The following is a 6,391-nucleotide window of genomic DNA, read 5'->3' on the forward strand; positions in this document are numbered from 1 at the left end:
AACAGAAGGACGACGGCGATTACTCCGCCCGGTCGCGTTGCATTCGCTCTTCGAATCCCGCCATCTTCCGGTAGATCGGCGGCGTCAACACGCCCAGAACGCCCACGAGGATCGCGATTCCGCCGATCGGGAACAACAACGGCTGGACCTCGAGACAGGAGTTCTGTGACGTGATCTGAACGTAGTATCCGTCGCCCTCGTACTCGACGATCACGCCCTCGAGAAACGCCTCTCGATTTTGGAGATCACCCTGGACCTTCGCCTCCTGAAGCGGGCTATCGATCGCCTCTTCGAGGGCACGCTGTTCGGCCGTCGTGAGTTCTCCTGCCGGAAGCGTCTCGATGGTATCCGTTGCACCGGAATACTCGTCATCGGGGGTCACCGCGATGGTGGGTTCCCCACAGAGTCCGGCGCTATCTTGAATCACGACGTATCCGCCGACGATCGAAAGAGGGAGTCCGATAGCGATCAGAAGGACGCCGAGAAAGGGCGCAGCGTAGGTTAGCAGCAACGACTCGGACGCCGTCGTCGGTTCGGTTGGTCCCGTTCCGGTAGCGGTGGACGGCTCGTCGGAAGACGCGTCGTCACCGGAACTCATTCGTTCTCGTCCTCCGTCGACGGACGCCGTTGTCGGCCGCCGAGATACGTGATCGTTCCCGCGAGTCCCAGCCCGTAGATCCAGTGTGAGAGAATAACGAAGATGAGGTACGTAACAAGTTCAAGGCCGGTCTGGCCGGTGTAGAAGGCGATCGCGAAGCCGGATGCGATAACCGTCGCGTACCACAGCCCCGTCACGAACGTGAGTTCACCCGGTAGATACTCCCCCAGCGAGAGGAACAACAGCGGCCAGACCGTCATCCCCGCAAAGAGGAACAGCGCGTAGCCGAGTCCGATGTTCGCCGGTAACCCAACGAGTGTCGCGAGGTCCGCGAACGTCGCAAGATCAAACACACCCAGGGCGACTGCCAGCAAAAGCGCACCCGACATGAGTACTGTCCCGAAGAGGCCACCAGCCGCGCCTGCTCCCGCATCGTTCGCGACGGTCCGTGCGACCGGCTTGATCCGACTGTAGATCGAGAGCGGGCGGTCCTCTCGTGCGGGAACGTACGACGGACGGGTCTCTTCCGGTTCGGTCGGCGCGACGCCGCGCTTGCGTTCGAGGCGGTCCTCGAACCACCGCCACTCGGGCGTGAACTGCTCGGTCGCCTTCAACTCCCACGGATCGGCGGTCTCGACCGGCTTACCCTGAAAGTACGACCAGATCATGTTATAGAGCCACATGAGGACGCTAATACCGATAAGGAAGGCCCCCACGGTCGCGACGATCTGCAGTCCCGAGTACTCCGCCGGATAGGTCGCGTACCGACGAGGCAACTCGAGAAACCCAAGCGCCATCAGCGTCAAGAACGTGAGCACAGAGCCGACAACAAGTAACGATGACTGGAAAATCGCCAGCCGACGATCGTACATGCGGCCCGTGATCAGGGGATACCAGTAATAACTCGCGGCGAACATCATCAGCGGGATGATCCCCATGACGATGAGGTGGAAGTGGCCGACGACGTAGTAGGTCCCGTGATAGATGATATCCACGGGAATAACGGCCAGGAAGATGCCCGTGACACCGCCGACGATGAACAACCCGATCGAGCTAATACAGAGGATCGTCGGCGCAGCCAGCCTCACATCGCCGTTCCACATCGTGGTGATCCAGTTGAACACCTTGATCGCACTTGGCACGGCAATCGCAATTGAGGTCGCCATGAAACTCGCCCGAACGCGCGGGTCGACCCCGGTCGTAAACATGTGATGCGCCCAGACGCCGAACGAGAGTACGCCGATCGCGATCGTCGAATAGACGATGAACTTGAATCCGAACAGCTTTCGACCGACGAACTTCGGCAGTATCAGGCTCATCAACCCGGTCGCCGGAAGGAAAATAATATACACCTCCGGATGCCCCCAGAACCAGAACAGATGTTGCCAGAGAAGCGGCCCACCGCCCTCGATCGCGTAGAACGTCGTCCCGAAGTTCCGGTCAAACAGCAACATTAAGACGGCCGTACCGAGCAGCGGAAACGCAAAGACGATAATCGAACTCGTGACGAGCATGTTCCACGAGAAGATATCGAGATTCGCCCAGCCGATCGACTCGTCGCGCTCGTAGATGATCGTCGTGATGAAGTTGATCGCACCGATCGTGGTAGCGATGCCACTCAAATGGAGGCCTAACAGGAGGAAATTCGTCTGTGGATTCGGGGCCAATGATAGCGGCGGATACATCGTCCAGCCGATCGCTGGTTCCTGAAACGCGAGCAAGACGGACAGGAAGTCGCGCGGAACGACGACCGCGAGTATCGATCCCGTTACTTCGGCGACGATTCCCAGACGTGCAAGCAAAAGCGATGGCGGCAACAGCCAGAATCCGATCGCGTTGAGCCGCGGAAACGCCATGTCGTCGGCCCCGATCAACAACGGTAGGAAGTAGTTCCCGATCCCGAAAAACACCGGCGCGACGAAGAAAATGAGCATCGTCAGACCGTGCATCGTGAACAGTTCGTTGTACGTCTGTTCGGTCCAGAGGTTCGCCGACGGCGTCAACAGATGCGTGCGAATCATCATCGCGTCGATTCCACCCCAAATCGCCGCCACGGTACCGAACGCGATGTACAGCAATCCGATCTCGCGATGATTCGTCGTTGTCGTCCACCGAACAGCAGCCGCTTTCACGTCCGCGAGACCGAACCGGCGCGACCGACCCACAGCATAGCCGCCGTCCGGCGACGGCTCGGCTCGCAGTCGCTGTGCTAGAAGGACAACCAGAAGACAACCGATAAGGATAGCGCCAAACAACGATACTTCCACGAGTGCACGGTTCATCGTCGCCCATCACCTCCCCTGTCCCAACTACATCGCTCGTCGTCCTGCATAGCGGTATCGTCACCATCGATCCCAATAAAGATGAATTCAGCTAGCCGTGAGTTTCCGTACAGCTTATATCTCCTCTCTCGGTCACTCTCTTCCGTACTTATCTGATATCGTTACAGTTCACTGAGCTATGCAGGACGTATATCAGCCTGGTTGTTGAAGCCCCTCCAATGAGTAGCCGCCGACGAACGATCGTCGCATTTGCCATCGCGGCGCTTTCAAACCTCGTACTGGCCGGCACAGTTGCTGCACAGTCGGAAAACCGAGAACTTATCGACGGCCTCGAGTACCAACTGCTCTACGTCGCCCTTCCGCTCACCCTATTCGTCCTCGTGATCCTCATCTATGCGGCCGTCAAGTTCCACGACAACGACGACCCCGAGCCGACCACGGAAGACCCCGCTCTCGAAATCACCTGGACCGCCGCAACAGCACTTATCCTGCTGTTCGTCGGCCTCTCCGGTTACAGCGTTCTCGTCAACCCGTACGTCTCTCCCTCACAGGCGATCGGTGGGGGTACCAGCGACCAAGGAACGGTCGAATCGTTCGACGACCTCCCCGACACCGCCGACGAAGAAATCTACGTCCAGGGCTACCAGTGGTCGTGGCAAGCGAACTACCCCGACTCGAACATCACGACCGAAAATGAACTCGTGATACCCGCCAATGAGAACGTGACAATCTGGCTCACCAGTGACGACGTTATTCACTCGCTGTTCGTCCCCGAGCTCGGTGTCAAACAGGACGCGTTCCCCGGCGACTACACCCGCGCACGAACAATCGCCGAACCCGGCCGCTATGACGCCGTCTGCGCCGAGTTCTGCGGTGCTGGTCACTCGCGGATGGACGCTGACGTCATCGTCGTCGAACCCGAAACCTACGACCAGTGGATCGAAGAACACGACGGCGAAGGAACCGTCACCGACACACCGGACCCCGAGTGAAAACAGCAGGCGATCGATCGACGCCCGTCGTTCGTCGAACGAGCATGTAAGAGTTAAACGAAGCGGGCACCTAGACCACCTACGTGCCTTTAGTCCCCGTCCGAGCAAACCCATTCGGGTGCGATGACAGTACGGCGAACCCGGGCACGTGACAGCAGCATCTGGAGGATGCCACGACTTCTGGCGTTCTCTCACCCGGCACGAGGGTTAGCCAGCCGACGCGGCACGCCGCCACGGGATGAGGCTGGACGTTAGTGTTCCGGGTGACACGTTTCAAATCTGACCGAATAGTATACCGGATCGCTTCGTATGGCGACTTCTCGGTACGGCCATCCGACAGAAGACGCACCCAGCAGTACCTTCATCGGTTCTCAAACGGGCTTTTTATCGCTCTCCGTGGAAGGGCGCCTATGACCGACAACCCAGCACACGAGGAGTTCGATGTCGTCGTCGTCGGAGGCGGACCGGCCGGACTCAGCGCTGCTCTGTACTGTACGCGCCTCGGCAATCAAACGGCGCTCATCAACCGCGGCGGCGGCCGTGCCGCAATGATGCAGGACGTCCACAACGTCATCGGTATCACCGAGGAAACAGCCGGTAAGGAACTCCTCTCGACGGGCGTCGAACAACTCCGGGAATACGGGTGTACCGTCTATCGAGACGTAATCTCGTCCTGTTCAACGGAAACACCAGCATCAGAATCAGAATCAAAATCAGCACCCACTGAGACTCGTTCCGAAAGTGACAGCGAAGACGGAACCAATTCTACCACCGATATCGATACCTCGAATCCCAATACACTCGACAACACAACCGCTCCGCCACAAATCACCCTCTCTGGCACCGAAACCACCTACACCGCTGATTACGTCGTTCTCGCGACCGGCTTTACCGACGTTCGACCGGATCCACCCCTTCCTCGAACCGGCCGCGGACTCCACTACTGTCTCCACTGTGATGCATACATGTTTATCGACGAACCCGTCTACGTGATGGGTTCCTCTGAAAGCGCCGCCCACGTCGCCGCAATCATGCTCAACTTCACCGACACTGTCGACCTCCTCACACGCGGTGACCCTCCAACCTGGAGTGACGACACCGACACTGTTCTCAAAACCCATCCAATCGACATCATCCACGAGGACGTTTCCGGCGTCCAGAACGGTGCAGACGGATGGCTAACTGCCCTCGAATTCGAAGACGGAACCACCCGCGAATACACCGGCGGCTTCGCAATGTACGGCGCAGACTACAACAACGGCCTTGCAAACGAACTCGGCTGTGAGCTCAACGACGATGGCACTGTCGCCGTCGACGATCACGGCCAAACCTCCGTCGAAAACGTCTACGCCGTCGGCGACCTAACACCCGGCCACAATCAAGTCCCCATCGCACTCGCGGACGGAGCCAAAGCCGGCATTTCAATTCACTGGCAACGCAGACCGTTTCCTCGCGATCTCGATCTTCTCGATGAACTCGGTCCCGTCCGCGCCGAAGAAGTCCCCGGACTCCCGGATGAACTCCTCGAACGCGCAATCGAATTCCACACCTACGACTAATAATATTAGACCCCCACTCTGAGACACGCCACTACCGCTCTCGACAGCACATGCTGTGAAAGGAACGACATAATACCTCACTCCCGCAACCACAACCTACCCTGCATCACTCGTTCCACCACGACATCGACTTCAACGCCCGCCTCCCGATTCCCGATTCGACCCAGCGGTAATCTCCTCTCCATACCCACTAGCAGCCTCATCTCCATCAAAAAACTCACGTGGGCTACTTGCTTCCCCACCCTCCTCCTCAACTGCGCTCACCTGTGCAACCAATTCCTGAACTTGCTCGTACGCCGCCGTCGCTTGAACCGTATCCTCCTTCTCTCCGTACTCAATTTCAACCATCCCGTGATCAGCGAGACGCGGCAACTGCTGATGGTGCAATGACATCGCTATCGACTCCGTCTCCACTTCCTGCTCCCACTCTGCTACCTGTTGTGTGAGCTCAACAATAGTCGCAGTATCTTCGTCCAAAAAGGAATACATGAGATGTCGACATCGTGAATTCGACAAAAGCTCATACACAGTATCAAGTTCAGAACCACTGCAATCTGACATGAGATATGCCTACCAGTTACACCCCGATAAACTTCGCTCCAAACAAATTTGGGATGCGTGTCGATCGCCCTGCTTTCTACTCGGTTCGTAAGCGGACTCTCAATCTGAACTCGGATCTCTACTACTGAATCTCACTATCACCGGTAGTGAGCGGAAGTTATTATACAATTACACGTATGCAATATAAAATGCCCCACACAGCCGCTGCTGTGTGGGGCAACTGAGTGTGAGTATGAGTGGAGGCGGCGAATCGAGTTTCCCAGAGGATCTCTCACTCCAGTACTCACCGATACGTAGGCGGGCTTATCGTCCGTGTTCGGGATGGGTACGGGAGGTTCCCCGCCACTGTGGCCGCCCTAACGCCGATCAACGGAATCGAACCGCTGTCAAACCATAATC

Annotated in this window: 5 protein-coding genes and 1 rRNA gene; 2 read left to right on the plus strand and 4 right to left on the minus strand. The window is 57.7% G+C overall.

All coding sequences use genetic code 11. The features are described from left to right. Nucleotides 1-19: 19 nt before the first annotated feature. A complete protein-coding gene (locus C481_RS09945) occupies nucleotides 20-598 on the minus strand; it encodes a hypothetical protein (RefSeq protein WP_006109065.1) in 579 nt (192 codons plus the stop codon). Continuing rightward, nucleotides 595-2,880 (minus strand): DUF6789 family protein, encoded by a 2,286-nt coding sequence (locus C481_RS09950; RefSeq protein WP_049904566.1) that lies wholly within the window; start codon nucleotides 2,878-2,880, stop codon nucleotides 595-597. Before C481_RS09950 ends, C481_RS09945 begins: the two co-directional genes overlap by 4 nt. A gap of 218 nt (nucleotides 2,881-3,098) precedes the next feature. Between C481_RS09950 and coxB the strand changes: the two genes are divergently transcribed. Both coxB and C481_RS09960 read left to right on the plus strand, forming a co-directional pair. After that, the gene (gene coxB, locus C481_RS09955) at nucleotides 3,099-3,872 is read left to right on the plus strand and encodes a cytochrome c oxidase subunit II (protein WP_006109068.1); all 774 of its coding nucleotides are present in this window, start codon (nucleotides 3,099-3,101) and stop codon (nucleotides 3,870-3,872) included. Nucleotides 3,873-4,282: 410 nt separating this feature from the next. Next, nucleotides 4,283-5,431 (plus strand): NAD(P)/FAD-dependent oxidoreductase, encoded by a 1,149-nt coding sequence (locus C481_RS09960; protein WP_006109069.1) that lies wholly within the window; start codon nucleotides 4,283-4,285, stop codon nucleotides 5,429-5,431. A 132-nt stretch (nucleotides 5,432-5,563) separates the two neighbouring features. Here C481_RS09960 and C481_RS09965 read toward each other — a convergent pair whose 3' ends face one another. Together C481_RS09965 and rrf are read right to left on the minus strand one after the other, a co-directional pair. Beyond that, entirely contained in the window at nucleotides 5,564-5,992 is a 429-nt protein-coding gene (locus C481_RS09965; RefSeq protein WP_241434675.1) for a DUF7344 domain-containing protein, read from the minus strand. A gap of 237 nt (nucleotides 5,993-6,229) precedes the next feature. Further along, nucleotides 6,230-6,351, minus strand: a 5S ribosomal RNA gene (gene rrf / locus C481_RS09970). Nucleotides 6,352-6,391 lie beyond the last annotated feature (40 nt).

It is taken from the genome of Natrialba asiatica DSM 12278 (genome assembly GCF_000337555.1).
Lineage (GTDB): Archaea > Halobacteriota > Halobacteria > Halobacteriales > Natrialbaceae > Natrialba > Natrialba asiatica.